General features: G+C 45.3%; 14 protein-coding genes and 1 pseudogene. 8 read left to right on the top strand and 7 right to left on the bottom strand.

All coding sequences use genetic code 11. From position 1 onward, the window contains the following. Nucleotides 1-21: 21 nt before the first annotated feature. The 4 genes from ACLD72_RS09510 to ACLD72_RS09495 all read left to right on the top strand — a co-directional run bounded on the left by ACLD72_RS09510 (nucleotide 22) and on the right by ACLD72_RS09495 (nucleotide 4,340). The gene (locus tag ACLD72_RS09510) at nucleotides 22-1,398 is read left to right on the top strand and encodes a PTS ascorbate transporter subunit IIC (RefSeq protein ID WP_411000250.1); all 1,377 of its coding nucleotides are present in this window, start codon (nucleotides 22-24) and stop codon (nucleotides 1,396-1,398) included. A 93-nt stretch (nucleotides 1,399-1,491) separates the two neighbouring features. Continuing rightward, nucleotides 1,492-2,382 carry a Cof-type HAD-IIB family hydrolase gene (locus ACLD72_RS09505; protein ID WP_411000252.1) on the top strand — a complete coding sequence of 297 codons (891 nt, stop codon included), beginning with the start codon at nucleotides 1,492-1,494 and terminating at the stop codon, nucleotides 2,380-2,382. 147 nt (nucleotides 2,383-2,529) lie between these two features. Further along, a complete protein-coding gene (locus tag ACLD72_RS09500) occupies nucleotides 2,530-3,381 on the top strand; it encodes a transketolase (protein WP_411000254.1) in 852 nt (283 codons plus the stop codon). Then, the gene (locus tag ACLD72_RS09495; RefSeq protein ID WP_411000256.1) at nucleotides 3,378-4,340 is read left to right on the top strand and encodes a transketolase family protein; all 963 of its coding nucleotides are present in this window, start codon (nucleotides 3,378-3,380) and stop codon (nucleotides 4,338-4,340) included. Before ACLD72_RS09500 ends, ACLD72_RS09495 begins: the two co-directional genes overlap by 4 nt. Before the next feature lie 53 nt (nucleotides 4,341-4,393). On the opposite strand, the gene ACLD72_RS09490 is transcribed toward ACLD72_RS09495, so the two are convergent. Then, a complete protein-coding gene (locus ACLD72_RS09490) occupies nucleotides 4,394-4,981 on the bottom strand; it encodes a 50S ribosomal protein L25 (protein ID WP_458475721.1) in 588 nt (195 codons plus the stop codon). Nucleotides 4,982-5,234: 253 nt separating this feature from the next. Further along, nucleotides 5,235-6,098: a MurR/RpiR family transcriptional regulator gene (locus ACLD72_RS09485; protein ID WP_411000425.1), complete on the bottom strand. Its 864-nt coding sequence runs from the start codon at nucleotides 6,096-6,098 to the stop codon at nucleotides 5,235-5,237. 212 nt (nucleotides 6,099-6,310) lie between these two features. On the opposite strand from ACLD72_RS09485, the gene ACLD72_RS09480 reads away from it, so the two are divergent. Then, the gene (locus ACLD72_RS09480) at nucleotides 6,311-7,423 is read left to right on the top strand and encodes an RNA-guided endonuclease TnpB family protein (RefSeq protein ID WP_411000260.1); all 1,113 of its coding nucleotides are present in this window, start codon (nucleotides 6,311-6,313) and stop codon (nucleotides 7,421-7,423) included. 315 nt (nucleotides 7,424-7,738) lie between these two features. Continuing rightward, a complete protein-coding gene (locus ACLD72_RS09475; protein ID WP_411000262.1) occupies nucleotides 7,739-8,725 on the top strand; it encodes a Gfo/Idh/MocA family protein in 987 nt (328 codons plus the stop codon). Nucleotides 8,726-8,749: 24 nt separating this feature from the next. On the opposite strand, the pseudogene ACLD72_RS09470 reads toward ACLD72_RS09475, so the two are convergent. Together ACLD72_RS09470 and ACLD72_RS09465 are read right to left on the bottom strand one after the other, a co-directional pair. Further along, nucleotides 8,750-9,037: pseudogene (locus ACLD72_RS09470) on the bottom strand (DUF2087 domain-containing protein); the annotation flags it as partial. Between the two features lie 370 nt (nucleotides 9,038-9,407). Then, nucleotides 9,408-9,941: a MerR family transcriptional regulator gene (locus ACLD72_RS09465; RefSeq protein WP_411000264.1), complete on the bottom strand. Its 534-nt coding sequence runs from the start codon at nucleotides 9,939-9,941 to the stop codon at nucleotides 9,408-9,410. A gap of 89 nt (nucleotides 9,942-10,030) precedes the next feature. Here ACLD72_RS09465 and ACLD72_RS09460 point away from each other — a divergent pair, with 89 nt between their 5' ends. Beyond that, nucleotides 10,031-10,480, top strand: a complete 450-nt coding sequence (locus ACLD72_RS09460; RefSeq protein ID WP_411000265.1) for a hypothetical protein — start codon at nucleotides 10,031-10,033, stop codon at nucleotides 10,478-10,480. 170 nt (nucleotides 10,481-10,650) lie between these two features. On the opposite strand, the gene ACLD72_RS09455 is transcribed toward ACLD72_RS09460, so the two are convergent. Together ACLD72_RS09455 and ACLD72_RS09450 are read right to left on the bottom strand one after the other, a co-directional pair. Continuing rightward, a complete protein-coding gene (locus ACLD72_RS09455; RefSeq protein WP_411000267.1) occupies nucleotides 10,651-10,842 on the bottom strand; it encodes a hypothetical protein in 192 nt (63 codons plus the stop codon). Nucleotides 10,843-11,493: 651 nt separating this feature from the next. Continuing rightward, the gene (locus tag ACLD72_RS09450; RefSeq protein WP_411000269.1) at nucleotides 11,494-12,147 is read right to left on the bottom strand and encodes a lysozyme inhibitor LprI family protein; all 654 of its coding nucleotides are present in this window, start codon (nucleotides 12,145-12,147) and stop codon (nucleotides 11,494-11,496) included. A 142-nt stretch (nucleotides 12,148-12,289) separates the two neighbouring features. On the opposite strand from ACLD72_RS09450, the gene ACLD72_RS09445 reads away from it, so the two are divergent. Next, nucleotides 12,290-12,676: a hypothetical protein gene (locus ACLD72_RS09445; protein ID WP_411000271.1), complete on the top strand. Its 387-nt coding sequence runs from the start codon at nucleotides 12,290-12,292 to the stop codon at nucleotides 12,674-12,676. Here the strand turns inward: ACLD72_RS09445 and rlmD are convergent. Beyond that, nucleotides 12,673-14,160, bottom strand: a complete 1,488-nt coding sequence (gene rlmD, locus ACLD72_RS09440) for a 23S rRNA (uracil(1939)-C(5))-methyltransferase RlmD (RefSeq protein WP_411000273.1) — start codon at nucleotides 14,158-14,160, stop codon at nucleotides 12,673-12,675. The two genes, ACLD72_RS09445 and rlmD, sit on opposite strands and share 4 nt — an antisense overlap. Between the last annotated feature and the right edge of the window lie 55 nt (nucleotides 14,161-14,215).

The raw sequence follows: 14,215 nt of genomic DNA, 5'->3' as shown, positions 1-14,215 counted from the left end.
AAATAAAAGGGGATATATACTATGGGCGAAAGAATACTCAAATTAATGATGGATATTTTGAGCCAGCCAGCCGTCTTGGTTGCGTTAATTTCTCTGGTGGGGCTGATTATTCAGAAAAAACCGGCAAGCGAGATCGTGAAAGGAACAACCAAGACGTTCCTGGGCTTTCTGGTCATTTCCGCAGGGGCTGGAATCATTGTTAAGTCGCTGGATCCATTCGGGAAAATGTTCCAAAGCGCCTTTCACGTAACAGGCGTTGTTCCGAATAACGAGGCCATTGTGGCCATGGCTCTAAATGAATTTGGCAGTGTCACCGCCTTTATTATGTTTTTTGGCATGATCGCGAATATCTTGATTGCGCGCTTTACGAAGCTAAAATATATATTCCTAACAGGTCATCATACCCTATATATGGCTTGTATGCTTGCTGTTATTCTAGTTGTCTCAGGTCTTAAAGGAGTCCCGCTGATTATTGTCGGTTCCCTTGCTTTAGGTCTGATCATGGCGGTCTTTCCGGCCATTTGCCAACCATTTATGCGGAAAATCACGGGTAACGACAGCGTAGGGTTCGGGCACTTTTCCAGCTTGGGTTATGTTGCTTCCGGGCTTGTAGGGAAGCTTGTCGGGAAAGGCTCCCGTTCAACAGAGGAGATTAACTTTCCTAAAGGGTTGGGATTTTTGCGTGATAGTTCTGTGACCATCTCGTTAACGATGGTAGTTCTTTATATCATCATTGCTTTCTTTGCCGGTCCATCCTATGTTGAGACAGAACTCAGCGGCGGTACGCATTACCTTGTTTTCTCCGTGATTCAGGGTGTTACCTTTGCAGCAGGGGTGTTCGTCATTCTTTCCGGGGTTCGGCTTGTATTAGCTGAAATTGTACCCGCTTTCAAAGGGATCTCTACAAAGCTTGTTCCAAACTCAAAGCCTGCGCTCGATTGTCCGGTTGTTTTTCCATATGCGCCAAATGCGGTGTTAATTGGATTCTTTAGCAGCTTCCTTGGCGGGATTGTGGGAATGGTGATTCTTGCCGCTACAGGATCCGTGATCATCCTGCCGGGCGTAGTTCCCCATTTCTTTACGGGGGCGACCGCTGGGGTATTCGGTAATGCAACAGGCGGTGTTCGCGGCGCTACCCTGGGATCCTTTGTAAATGGATTGTTGATTACCTTCCTGCCAGTATTCTTAATGCCGGTTCTCGGTAACCTCGGTTTTGCAAGTACAACGTTCTCTGATGCCGACTTTGCGGCTTCCGGAATTCTGCTTGGAAATATCGCCAAATCGTTTGGAGCTACGGGTGTTACTGTAATGGTTGTTGGATTGGTACTATTGGCCGTCGTATTCGGTTTCTTTAAGAAAAACAAGGCGAACCATGATTCGCTGGCCGATGAAGCTTAATGATTAAGCCCACCAGGGGGGTGTTTCAGTTAACGCTGAAGCAGCCCCTTGAATTTTAAGTGCAGCATTAATTTGAATTAGAAAGGTGAGAAAATGCCTTATCAGATTATTGTATTAGATATGGACGGCACTTTGCTGGATGAGCATAGCCGCGTAAGCGATAGACTAAAAAAATATTTTATGGAACTGAGAGCAAGTGGAAAATTTATTTTTATTGCAACGGGAAGGACGTTGAAAGAAGTCAGAGACGTATGGCCCCATGATTTAGAAGTAGATGGTTTGGTTACTGCCAATGGGATGTCCGTTTTCGTTGGTCAGGAACAGATTGTTGAACATACGCTTCTTCCTGGGCTTGTGTCGGAACTAGTCGAAAAGGCAAGGAATAAGGGCATTTATTATGAAGTTCATCCGAATGAAGGACCGAGCTTCGCTTTGAAGCAAGACAAAACTTATATATGCGAGCGTATAACAGACCCTAAACCGGTTACAGTCGAAGAAAATGAATGGCTGTCCAGGAAAATGTCCGTAAACGAGGGGTTGAATTGGTTAGATCGCTTGCATGCACATCATATTTTGAAAGTATATTTTTTCAGCAAAAATGTGGACCTTATTAAAGAATGGAAAATGGAGCTGGACAATTTAAAGAAACAAATAGCATTTACCAGCACTTCCTCCTCTGAGCATAGCGTAGAAGTAGCGGTGGCTAATGTCTCAAAAGCAACCGGCATTGAGCATTTGCTCGCCAAGTTCGGATTGCCTAAAGACAGCATCATGGCAGTAGGGGATGGGGAAAATGATCTTCCTATGTTTAAGTTGGCCTCCTACTCTGTTGCCATGAAAAACGCCTCTGATTTTGTTAAAAAACATGCGGATGTTATAACGGAATATTCATATAAAGCAGACGGATTATATCACTTTTTGCAGAAAACTTTTGAACCGTCCGGAAAATGCCGATTCCAGGAACAGGATTTTGTCCAAAACTAGCTTTAGCACAACTTTGTTATTCTATTCTGAACATCGTTTGTTCCCAATCACTTATCATGTTGAAAACGATTTAATATATGATTGCTTCAGGAAGTACTTCCAGTTTTGTTGACAGTATTGCGGGTATACAAAAGGGAGGAAATTATAATGAGTTTGGATTTGCAAAAATTGGAATTGTTTCGTGATGAGGTTCGTTTAAAAACGTTAAAAGAGCTGCATCACCTTGGTTTTGGCCACTACGGCGGCAGCTTGTCCATCGTTGAGGTTTTGGCCGTATTGTATGGTGGAGTGATGAAAGTCGATCCGCAAAACCCGAAATGGGAGGAACGCGATTACTTCATTTTATCCAAAGGCCATGGCGGGCCGGGGCTGTATGCCACTTTGGCGGCTAAAGGCTACTTTCCCGAAGAAGTTCTGTATACGTTAAATCAGAATGGCACGAAGCTCCCTTCGCATCCCGACAAAAATTTAACACCTGGCGTTGATATGACAACAGGATCGTTAGGTCAAGGAATTTCGGCGGCTGTTGGGGTAGCTCTTTCTCATAAACTATCAAATAAGGACAATTACACCTATTGTATTGTGGGTGATGGTGAATTGAACGAAGGGCAGTGCTGGGAGGCCTTCCAATTCGCGGCACATCATAAGCTGAATCGCCTCTTTGTTTTCGTGGATGACAATAAAAAGCAGTTGGACGGTTTGACGAAGGATATTATTGATCCGCTGGATTTTGCGGAGAAGTTTAATGCCTTTGGTTTTTACACGATGAAGGTAGACGGCAGTTCATTACAGGAAATCTATGAAGCCATTGAAAAAGGAAAAGCGCAAAAAGATAAGCCGATTGCGATCATTTTAGATACGGTCAAAGGGCAAGGCGTTCCTTATTTGGAAGAAAAGGCCGATAACCATCATATTCGTCCCAGTGAAGCAGATGAAGCCGCTATTTTAAGTGCAATTGCGGAATTGGAAACTAAACTTGGAAAGGCTGTGGAGTCATGATGAACGCAAGTGCCAAAAACTATGAATTAGAGAATGTGGAAATGCGTCAAATGTATGCCAATACGTTATTGGAGCTGGCGAAGGCAAATCCCAATGTCATCGGTTTGGAAGCTGATTTAATGAGCGCGATCTCCACGAATAAAATTATCAAAGAGATTCCGGAGCAAATCATCAATACCGGGATTATGGAAGCGAATATGATGGGGGTTGCAGCCGGCCTGTCGCTTACAGGAAGAATCCCTTATGTCCATACATTCGGCCAGTTCGCTACCCGCCGCACCTTTGACCAGCTTTTCATTTCAGGCGGTTATGCGAAAACGAATATAAAAATATTAGGGTCTGATGCCGGAGTAACAGCTGAGCATAACGGCGGTACACATATGGCATTCGAAGATCTCGGCCTTGTTCGTCTGATTCCCGGCGCTCATGTATATGAAGTGAGCGATTCCACCATGCTGCGTTACTTGCTTCGCAAGATTGAAAAAGAGCACGGGATTCATTACATCCGAACGATCCGCAAAAATGCAGTAAAGCTGTATCCTGAAAATGAGGTCTTTGAAGCTGGGAAAGGCAAGGTTCTGCGTGAAGGAGGCAATGTCACCATTATTGCCAGCGGGATTATGGTGGCGGAATCCTTAAAAGCGGCTGACCTGCTGCAAGAGCAGGGCATCGAAGCGTCAGTGATCGATATGTTCTCGATTAAACCAATTGATCAAGATTTAATCGTGAAGTACGCCGAAAAAACCAAAGCGGTCGTTACGGCGGAAAACCATAACGTGATCGGCGGACTGGGAAGCGCCGTGGCCGAGGTGCTCAGCGAACATTGCCCTACCCGAATGCGGCGGATCGGCGTCAGGGAACAATTTGGCCAGGTCGGCAAGCTCGAATACTTGAAGGAGTTCTATAAGCTCACAGCAAAGGATATCGCCGGCGCGGCGGAGGAAGTTGTTGCTCGATGATTAAAGGGCAAAAAGAAGATCAGGACATCGTGTCCTGATCTTCTTATCTATCGTTATTTTCCCGCCGATTCGCCATCGGCCTCCTCCGACTGGACCCTTGGAGTAACAATCGAAAGGAGCAGTTCGTTTTCCGAAGACAACAGCGTTACTTCGGGCGGAAGCTTTACATTTCCGACTAGAAGTGAATCGCCAATATTCAGCTCGCTAATATCGACGCTGATGGATGACGGCAACTGATGTGGCAATGCTTCGACCTCGATGAATGTGCTCTGCGTCTGCAAGATACCGCCCAGTTTCGTCCCTTTTGGGATACCGATGTAATCAAGCGTTACTTTCGCACGAACGAGTTCATCCGTCTTTACGCGGAGAAAATCCACATGAATATATTCGCGTGTCACAGCATCCCGCTGCAATCCTTCGAGCAGCACAGGGATGGTTTCGCAGCCTTCCATTTGAATCTCCAACATCCCTGATCCTCCGCCTCTGATCCAACGTTGAAATTCCTGCGATGAAATATGAATCATGTCGCTTTCTTGGTTCAATCCCATAACTACGCCCGGAAGGCGTCCGCTTTGGCGCATGCGCTTTAGGCCCGACCTGTTCATGGGTGATCTTTGTTCCGCTGCAAAACATGCTCTCATCATTACAACACTCCTTGTTGTTCTACAATAATATTTTGTGCTCCCAAAATCTCTATCCGTCAGCGAACATTGATTTCGTCCCCCAGCCAGGGGGATAAAAAGAGCACCATGACATCACCGCCTTGGTTCATCGAATGATAGTAATAAAGGCACCTCGCTCCGGCGGGAGTGAAATGCCTTGTGAATTACCATAGCACAAACCTAGTGGTCTGTCGACAACTGACAGCTGTTACGCGAGGAACGCACTGTTTCATCAATCCTGCATCATGTCAAACGCCCGAAATGCAGTTAGCGACTGGAGTGCGGTTTGTCTGTTTTTTGGATAGTCGATCTTGTAAATGCAGGAATACAGCACGTTTAGTACATATTCAAAAGCGATCTGGGAAGAGAAAGTACCGATTTTGGCATAGGACAACTCGTCATTTGGTACGTGAATGCAAATCGTACTGAGTGCGGCCAGTTCGCTCCGGGCGGAAGAGGTGATGGCCAGCATGGGGATTCCGGAATTTTTGAGATGCCGGGCGGCTTTTAAATAAATGGGAGATTTACTGTGATACGTCAGAAAAACGGCGCAATCCTCCGGAGTCATATTCACGGTATGATGGGCCCATTCCGCCAGTTCGGTGGCAATAATGGCATATTTGTTGATTTTAATCAGTTTATTTTGAAAGCTTTGGGCACGAATCTGAGAATCTCCCAAGGCAAACATAAAAATCCGCTTCGCCCGGTTCAGCATTTCGGCAGACCGGTTCAACAACTCATTGTCCAGCAAAACAAATGTTTTCTCTATGGTCTCCTTCATCAGTTCGGCCATACCTTTGGCTACCTGGATGGAAGACTCATGAACCTGGAAAGGCAAGTTCGGATCCACGCCGGAAATATGCTGAAGGGACTGCTGCAGCTCCTGGGCTAGTTTGATTTTGAATTCCTTAAAGCCGGCTAAGCCGAGCTTTTGCGTTAGACGAACCACGGCGGAATGAGAGGTAAAAGCGGCCCGGGCAAGCTCATGGATGCTTAAGGACAGACAGTTCTCCGGATTCAGCAGAACATAGGCGGCAATGCTCTGTTCGTTAGGCGTAAAACCTCGCATTTCCTTCAACGATGTTAGTATTTTCATCAATAACGTAAAGGATACTCGAGACTTTAGTCTTGAGAGGAATTTGCGTAGTCTACCTCACAGACAAGCTATATTCCTTTACTTCCTCCCTTCAAAATATTGCAAAGACATTACTACTGCTTCAAACAAGAACAAATGTTTGGTATAATGGAATGAGATAGATGTTGCTTCCTTGTATTGACTTCACCTTTCTTTGAAGTGTGGTGACAGGCTTGAAACTTACTTTAACAGCGAAAGTGAAAATACTGCCTAATGAACAACAAGCGGATTGGTTACGGCAAACCTTGTGCGCTTACCGCGATGCGAGCAACCACTTGTCTCTACTTATACATAAAGACAAAATCCTCTCCAAGACTTTACTCCACAACATGATGTATCGAGAATTGCGCAATGCTTTTTCTCTCCGGTCGCAAATGGCCCAGTCCGTTATGAGAACCGTCATCGCCAGATACAAGTCGTTACTCAGCAACAAACACCCTTGGACACGCGTCCTTTTCAAGAAGCCCGAGTACGACCTAGTGTGGAATAGGGACTACTCGCTCTCCGAACAAATCATCTCTATCAACACGCTGTATGGTCGGATTAAAGTACCCTACATGACGAAAGGTATAGAATCTTACTTTGACGGATCTTGGTCATACGGCACTGCAAAGTTGGTCCACAAGAAGGGTAATTTCTTCCTCCATATTCCAGTATCCAAAGAAATCGCCGAAATCGAAACAGGTGACATTCATCAAGTCGTGGGTATTGATCTGGGGATCAACTTTATCGCCACCAGTTATGATTCGCAGGGCAAGTGTACGTTCTTCCATGGTCGACCGATCAAAGACAAGCGGTCGAGGTACAAGCATATGCGTAAACAACTGCAACAAGTCGGCACAGCCTCCGCCAGAAGGAAACTAAAGCGGATTGGAGGACGAGAAAACCGTTGGATGCATGATGTCAATCATTGTATATCGAAGGCACTCGTCCGTAAGTATGGTGCAAACACTTTGATGGTGTTGGAGAATTTAACAGGTGTTCGTAGTAAAACGGAAAAGATTCGACTTAACGAACGTTATGAATCAGTATCTTGGTCCTTCTATCAACTAAGAAAAATGATCGAGTACAAAGCTGCATTAAATGGGGCAAAAGTGATTGCTGTGGATCCCAAGTACACCTCTCAGACCTGCCCAAAGTGCGAACATAAAAATAAAGGGAACCGGGACAAGAAGAAGCATCACTTCAAATGTAAAGAATGCGGGTATAGCTCAAATGATGATCGAGTGGCCGCCATGAATCTTCAGCGTATTGGAATGAAGTACATCACTGAAGGGATTGTATAGGTATACTTATACAATTGGGCAGATGTAACCTGCCTATAGTAACGCCATGTTAAGGAAGGAGACTTTTTGCCGCATGCACTTCCGGGCAGTTACAAGCTCGTGACTTTAATCATGAGTAGTTGACCAGACCCACCTCAAGATTTATTGTACCAAAGGCATCGCTAAGAAGTATAGAAAATGAACATTTGGTTCAGCATTAGGGGGAGCGCCATCGACACGGCTGAACATATGTACCATTCTGGCGGCAGTCTCTATGCGAGCGGGAGTTTATGTTCCTATAATGGAGTCATTAAAAGGATAAGGAGTGAGGATTAGATGAAATTGGGAATAGCGGGCGCGGGTAAGATCGTGTTGGATTTGTTGAGTTTTATTCATGAGATTCCTAACCTTTCCGTCATTGCCATCTGCGGCACGCCGAGAAGCTATGAGAAACTGGAGCATTTACAGCAGCAGTACCGGATTCCGGCGATTTACACGGATTACGACAGCATGCTGGAGGATGATTTGGATACGGTTTATATCGGACTGCCCAATCATCTGCACTATTCTTTTGCCAGAAAGGCATTGCTGCAGGGCAAACATGTGATTTGCGAAAAGCCTTTTACATCTAACTTGCGGGAGTTTCTGGAGTTGGACAAGCTGGCGCGTGAGCGGGGCTTGATGCTGCTGGAGGCGGTCACAACGATTCATCTGCCGAATTACCAATCGATAAAAGAATGTGTGGGATTGCTTGGCGATATTAAAATAGTGCAGTGCAACTTCTCCCAGTATTCTTCCCGTTATGACGCATTTAAAGCAGGGAACACGCTGCCCGCGTTTGATCCGGCAATGTCCGGCGGAGCGCTGATGGACATCAACATTTACAATATCCACTGGGTGACCGGATTGTTTGGCAGCCCGGAGCGTGTGCAATATATGGCCAATATAGAGCGGGGTATCGACACTTCCGGTGTATTGCTGCTGGATTACGGACATTTTAAGGCCGTATGCGTCGGCGCCAAAGATAGCTCGGCTACCGCCTTCTACAGCATCCAAGGAGACAAGGGCAGCATTCAGATGAACAGTCCGGCCAATATCTGCGATTCGTATACCTGTACCCTCCAACATCAAGAGCCGGAAAAAGTAGACCATAAAAATCACGCGCATCGGATGTATGACGAGTTCGTGGAATTTGAACGGATTATAGCCCAGCAGGACACGCAGGCCGCGGAGTCATTGCTGGAGCACAGCCGGAGAGTCATGGAGATCGTGCAAGCGGCGAGAGAATCGGCCGGTGTTATCTTCGCCGCTGATCATAAATGAGTGCCGCTTTAGTGCCTAACGCCGTCATGAGAGCTCATCCCATTTTACCCACATTTCTTGCGGGTTTAGCTCGTAAATTTGATTTTCCCGAAACATGAACTGGTGAATAATAAATTCCCTGCGTATTGTCGCAAAGTCATCATGATAATCCTTAATAAAATCATTTATTTCCTTCTCGCTGTACTTTCGTCCCGGCTCTAGCTTTGATACGAGGTGTTCCAATACAACAAGCTTCTTCTTAAACTGTACGGGAATGTTCTTTAACCGTCCTTCGGTTGTAAAGAAATTTTTAACGACAGAGTCTCTAAATCGCGTATGATTATTATCCAAAATGTTTGTCCTCCCTCAATCAATAAATTTAGCGGATATCAAATTAGATATTCATTAAATTAGATACTAGTCGAATGAGGGCGGGTTGTCAATTCCCGAAACGCAAAAAGACATGGAAGAACAATTCCGTGTCTTTCAACCCGAGCGGGCACGAACCCTTGTTACAGAGAAGCTCACCCCTTGCGGGAAGTCTTGCGGCTGGACTTATTTAAGGCAACAGCAGCGCTGATTAGCTCCTTAAGCGCCTCCTCGTCTCCCTCGTGGAAGTCGATGGCCCTCCTGACGTCTCCATCCAAACTTGAGTTGAAAAGCTTGTAGTTTTCTTAAAAAATACTCATTTATTAACTCGTCCTTATGTCAAGCGTGGCCCTTTGGACCATGTTTTAATTTCATTAATCTCACCCTTTGACAACCCCAATGTTTCAAGGAAAATTGTATGCTCCGAGGGCGAAATCTGCTCAAAAAGCATGTGCCATTTTTTTGATTGGTCTTCATCAAAACCGGATGAACGCATGAGCATCATCCATGTACTCATATTTATCAGTTCGGAGGTTCTTAGGAGATCATTATTCTTTAACATGCTTGCTATATAATTTTGCTGTGCTTTTAATTTTTCGATTTCATTATTGATTTGGTTAAATCTGTCCACAAGAATTTTATAATAGCCAATCTCTTCATATTCGAGTAAATGTTTAATTTCTTCCAATGATATTCCGGATTTTCTAAAATTCAATATCCTCTCAAGCCGCAATGAATCACTGTCTGAATACAGTCGATAATTTGCTCCTGTTCTTTCCGTAGGTTTGAGTAATCCGATTGAATCATAATAGAGCAAGGTGCTCCTTGATATTTTGTACATTTTGCATAAATCACTTATTCTTAACAAATTGAATCTCCTTTCAATAAAATTTATATTGACCTGTTTATAGCTTCATAGTTTTATATTCAGTATATAAAATATGAAAGGAGAATCATATGAAAAACGCACTGCGAAAAAAGTTCACGCATACTATCCATGTAAAGGGGGATTGTCGGGCAGTCTTTAAAGCCTTTTGCCCTGAAGCGGAAAAGAAGTGGATTTCCGACTGGGAGAGCACAATGCTTTATTCTAAATCGGGAATAGCTGAAAAGAATTGTGTATTTACAACCACGCAGCAAAGTATGCCTGAAACCGTTTGGGTATGTTCCGTTTACGATGTCGGCAGGGAGGTCGAATATGTAAGAACTACCCCCGGACAGCTGGTATCAGTCATAAACATAACAACCAGACAACTAGGTGAAGATACTGAATGCACGGTGAAATATGTTCATACTGCGCTTACTGCGGCCGGGACCCAATATATATTGAGCCATCTCTCAGAAGAGCAATTTATAGCACAAATAGTATCATGGGAAACAGCGATTCCAATTTATTTGGGAAAATAGATTTAAAAAGTCTTATTCTCTCCAATAATTATAAAAATATAAGAGCGTAAATAAGTTTGTGTAACCTTCAGGGTGATATAAAATAAAATCAAACTGAAGGTTTTTTTATATCTTAGAAAAGATTACCTAACGAACTTCAGGATCAGCTTATCTCATGGTTTCATGCATGTTCAATCCTCATTCTTGATAGATTTAAGCGTATTCGTTTCAAAAATGTAACGAGTCTGATCCTCCGACAGTTTGCTGCCCTCAATACGGTTGGAATTGTATGTAAGCTTAATTTGAGTCTGATGATACAGCCCCCCTTTAAGCCCCATCTTCATCTCTTCCTGCAAAAGAATCAACAAAGTTTGGTTTACCATAGCCTTTCTCCTAATCGTTCGTAAGGATTATTTATCCGAGAATCAAACTGATCCTGCACTATTACTATCAATATAGCATTCTAGCATGCAAAATATGCACCGTTTGATTCTTTGGGAGAACGGGGCACAAAGGATGTTGGTGGCTGCGTTATGGATTACTTCGCCACCAGATGGGTTAATCCTCTCCTTTATAAAATGAGTTGTTTGATTGGTAAAATCATAGATTCCTTCTTCCTTCCGGACCTAATGGGGAACAGGAACAGCCGCCACATTTCTGTAGCGGCTCTCCCTCGAAAGACCGGGATTCACAAGACCAAACTGCCACCTTGCTTTACCAGCTTGGCATAATGATCGGATAAATAACACTCATCTGTACCAAAGTAATGGTAAGCATCAATACTAACTTTTCATCACAAGATTACATGTTGAATGTTAGGGATTGCGGAAATTTCAATCCAACGTTCTTGTATTCACGAAAACGCCCAGCCCTAGATAGCTCTTATCTTAGGCTGGGCCGTTTGTTGTCTGAGCTTCTTCCTAGATTATACATCTGACAACCAAGGGGTGGTAGCCCCGCAGCGTGAATACAGTGTTATGCGCCGTTACTGTCTTCGAAGCATCACCTAAAAACCTTTGATCAAGATTCCAACACTATTTTTTACTTTGGTATAAAAACTCAACTTCACCATCTAGCAAATATCGATATTCAAATAATTGCATTGTTCTTTCCCTAATTCTCTCCCGTATAACCGTGCCTAGGCTTACCGATCCTTGTGATCCAAGGTAACCATTATTAATAAATGTCTTCTCTACAAATTTTGTTTCCCTTAAGTGATACTGTAACCATTCTTTCTGCGATTCAATTAGTGCTTCTCTTGGTTCTCTATCCAACTTAGAAAGAAGCTTTTTATATATTTGATTCAACTCTTTATCCCAAATCTCTGTATATTTGCTTTCCAAAGCCCCCCATCCCAATGTTGTAATAATCTCTTTGGAATTTTGAAATTCATTAAATTCCACTTCATAATCATGATCTATAGGATTTCGAAGCATTTCATCATAAAATTCTCCAGTCAAATCATAGTTCCCTATGTTCATGGATAACACTTCATTGTTAGAAGGATCTGATCGACCTTCAGTTATTTTTTTCGATTCTGTTCCATTACCTGTACTCACTACATCAGGAGGCAGTTCAGAATTCATTATTGATTTAGTTTCGCCGTTCAAAGTAGTCGATTGACTAATATTTTGACAAGATGAAAACATTATCGTAATAAAAAATAATAAGAGTATTTTACCTTTCATAAATTATCTCCTTAAATATTATCTTTAATATTTACCGGTAATGGCGCATAACGTCTTATTCACGAACTTCGTGAATAATCCCATATGTAGGGTATTCGCGAAAACTTTTGAACTATCCTGCCCGTAACTTTAAGAAAGGACCTTGTGCGTACAACAAATTCTTAAGCAACAAGAACAGTTAGAGAAGAATGTTCAGGGACTAATAACCCTCTTCTCAAATCAGGCTCTTACCCTTGAGCAGTTTAATGCCCAAAATCAACGCAATCAGGAAGAACAACATGTCCTTGCCAAACGCAAAACGGAATTAGAAACCATTCTAGAAACGCAAAAAGACACGGAAGAACAATTCCGTGCCTTTCAAAAGAAAATTGCGTTGTTTGCACAGCTTGACATTGATGATGAACAAGCTCTAAAACAATTGCTCCATCAGGTAATTGAAAAGATAGAAGTCCATCAAGATGGCTCTATCAAGATTCATTACAATATTGCTCACCCTCAGGAAATGAGCGAACTATTGCAAGGGGCTTAATCGGAAGCCCCTTTTAATTTAAGTAACACTGTACACTCCACATGGCTCGTCTGCGGGAACATGTCGACCGGCTGCACCCAGTCGATGGTATAGCTGCCGTCCAGCAGCACCTTGCAGTCCTTGGCCAGGGTGGAAGGGTTGCAGGAGACGTAAACGAAGCGCTTTGGCTTCGTGCGCAGCACCGCTTCGAGGAAGCGGGGATCGAGGCCGGTGCGCGGCGGATCGGCGACGATGACGTCGGGCGCGAAGCCGCTCTTCACCCAGCGGGGCAGCAGCTCCTCGGCGTAGCCGGCGTAAAAGACGGCGTTGTCCCGCCCATTGCGAGCGGCGTTCGCCTTGGCGTCTTCCACGGCCTCGGGGATCGACTCGATCCCGCGCACCTCCCGGGCGTAAGGCGCCAGCCACAGGCCGATCGTGCCGGTGCCGCAGTAGGCGTCGACGACCGTTTCCCGGCCGGTCAGCCCGGCGGCGGCGCGCACCGTCTCGTACAGCTTGACCGTCTGAATCGGGTTTAGCTGAAAAAAGGCGCGCGGCGATAACGTAAACTCCAGGTCGCCAAGCGACTCCCGGATGCTGTCTTTGCCCCAAAGAATCACCGTCTTGTTGCCGAAAACGAGCGAAGTATTTTTCGGGTTGACGTTCATCGCAATGCTTGTCAATTCAGGCATTGCCAGCCGCAGCGCTTTGATCAGATCGGCCTGGCGCGGCAGCTTGTCGCTTACTGTCACGAGCGTGACCTGGAGTTGCTCCGACTGGAACCCCCAGCGAACAACGATCGTGCGGACGAGCCCCTGATTGCTTTTTTCCCGGTAGACGGGGATTTGCAGCTGCTGCAGGACGTTGCGCGTCCGGTCCACCGCTTCATTGATCTTCGGATGCTGAATCGGGCAGCCGGTGATGTCGATCAGCTTGTGCGAGTCGGCCGCGTACAGTCCGGCGATCACGCCTTCCTGGGCCATGCCGAGCTGCAGCTGCGCTTTGTTGCGATAGCCCCAGGGATGATCCATGCCCAGCATCGGCTTGATTCGCACGTCCTGCAGCCCACCATAACGGGAGAAAGCCTCGCGCACCATGTCCTCTTTGCCGGCGAGCTGGCCTTCATAAGACAGATGCTGGATTTGGCAGCCGCCGCATATGCCGAAAACCGGACATGGCGCATCCACGCGGTAAGGGGAGCGTTTTTCGATCTCCTTGATGGTAGCGGAAATAAACTTGTCCGATACACTGGTGACTTCCGCCTTAACGACTTCCCCGGGAATGGCGCCTTCGATAAACACCGCTTTGCGGCGGTAGTAGCCGACCCCTTCGCCGTTGATCCCGAGCCGCTTGACCGTAACGATAATCCTGTCGCCGGACTTCAGCCGGTCGGCCTGCTCGCGGCTGGCGGCGGACGGCTTTGCAACCGGCCCCAAACGCGGCTTCGAATCCCGGGTTTTCCCCGGAGGACGCGATGTATTGAAACGCTGTTGTTTGTTATCCTTCATTGATCCAAAATCTCCATTTCCGAAATAGGTACAGTCCCAATATACCACGCGGGAC

The sequence above is a fragment of the Paenibacillus lacisediminis genome (assembly GCF_046567315.2).
Note: the sequence above shows the minus strand (reverse complement) of the source record. Positions and strands in the feature narration are given on the sequence as shown.

Bases quoted from the DNA above. Each gene is read 5' to 3' on its own strand.
- ACLD72_RS09450 (WP_411000269.1), bottom strand. From the start codon at position 12,147: ATGAAAGGTAAAATACTCTTATTATTTTTTATTACGATAATGTTTTCA.
- ACLD72_RS09505 (WP_411000252.1), top strand. From the start codon at position 1,492: ATGCCTTATCAGATTATTGTATTAGATATGGACGGCACTTTGCTGGAT.
- ACLD72_RS09460 (WP_411000265.1), top strand. From the start codon at position 10,031: ATGAAAAACGCACTGCGAAAAAAGTTCACGCATACTATCCATGTAAAG.
- ACLD72_RS09495 (WP_411000256.1), top strand. From the start codon at position 3,378: ATGATGAACGCAAGTGCCAAAAACTATGAATTAGAGAATGTGGAAATG.
- ACLD72_RS09485 (WP_411000425.1), bottom strand. From the start codon at position 6,098: ATGAAAATACTAACATCGTTGAAGGAAATGCGAGGTTTTACGCCTAAC.
- ACLD72_RS09475 (WP_411000262.1), top strand. From the start codon at position 7,739: ATGAAATTGGGAATAGCGGGCGCGGGTAAGATCGTGTTGGATTTGTTG.
- ACLD72_RS09455 (WP_411000267.1), bottom strand. From the start codon at position 10,842: ATGGTAAACCAAACTTTGTTGATTCTTTTGCAGGAAGAGATGAAGATG.
- rlmD (WP_411000273.1), bottom strand. From the start codon at position 14,160: ATGAAGGATAACAAACAACAGCGTTTCAATACATCGCGTCCTCCGGGG.
- ACLD72_RS09500 (WP_411000254.1), top strand. From the start codon at position 2,530: ATGAGTTTGGATTTGCAAAAATTGGAATTGTTTCGTGATGAGGTTCGT.
- ACLD72_RS09490 (WP_458475721.1), bottom strand. From the start codon at position 4,981: ATGAGAGCATGTTTTGCAGCGGAACAAAGATCACCCATGAACAGGTCG.
- ACLD72_RS09510 (WP_411000250.1), top strand. From the start codon at position 22: ATGGGCGAAAGAATACTCAAATTAATGATGGATATTTTGAGCCAGCCA.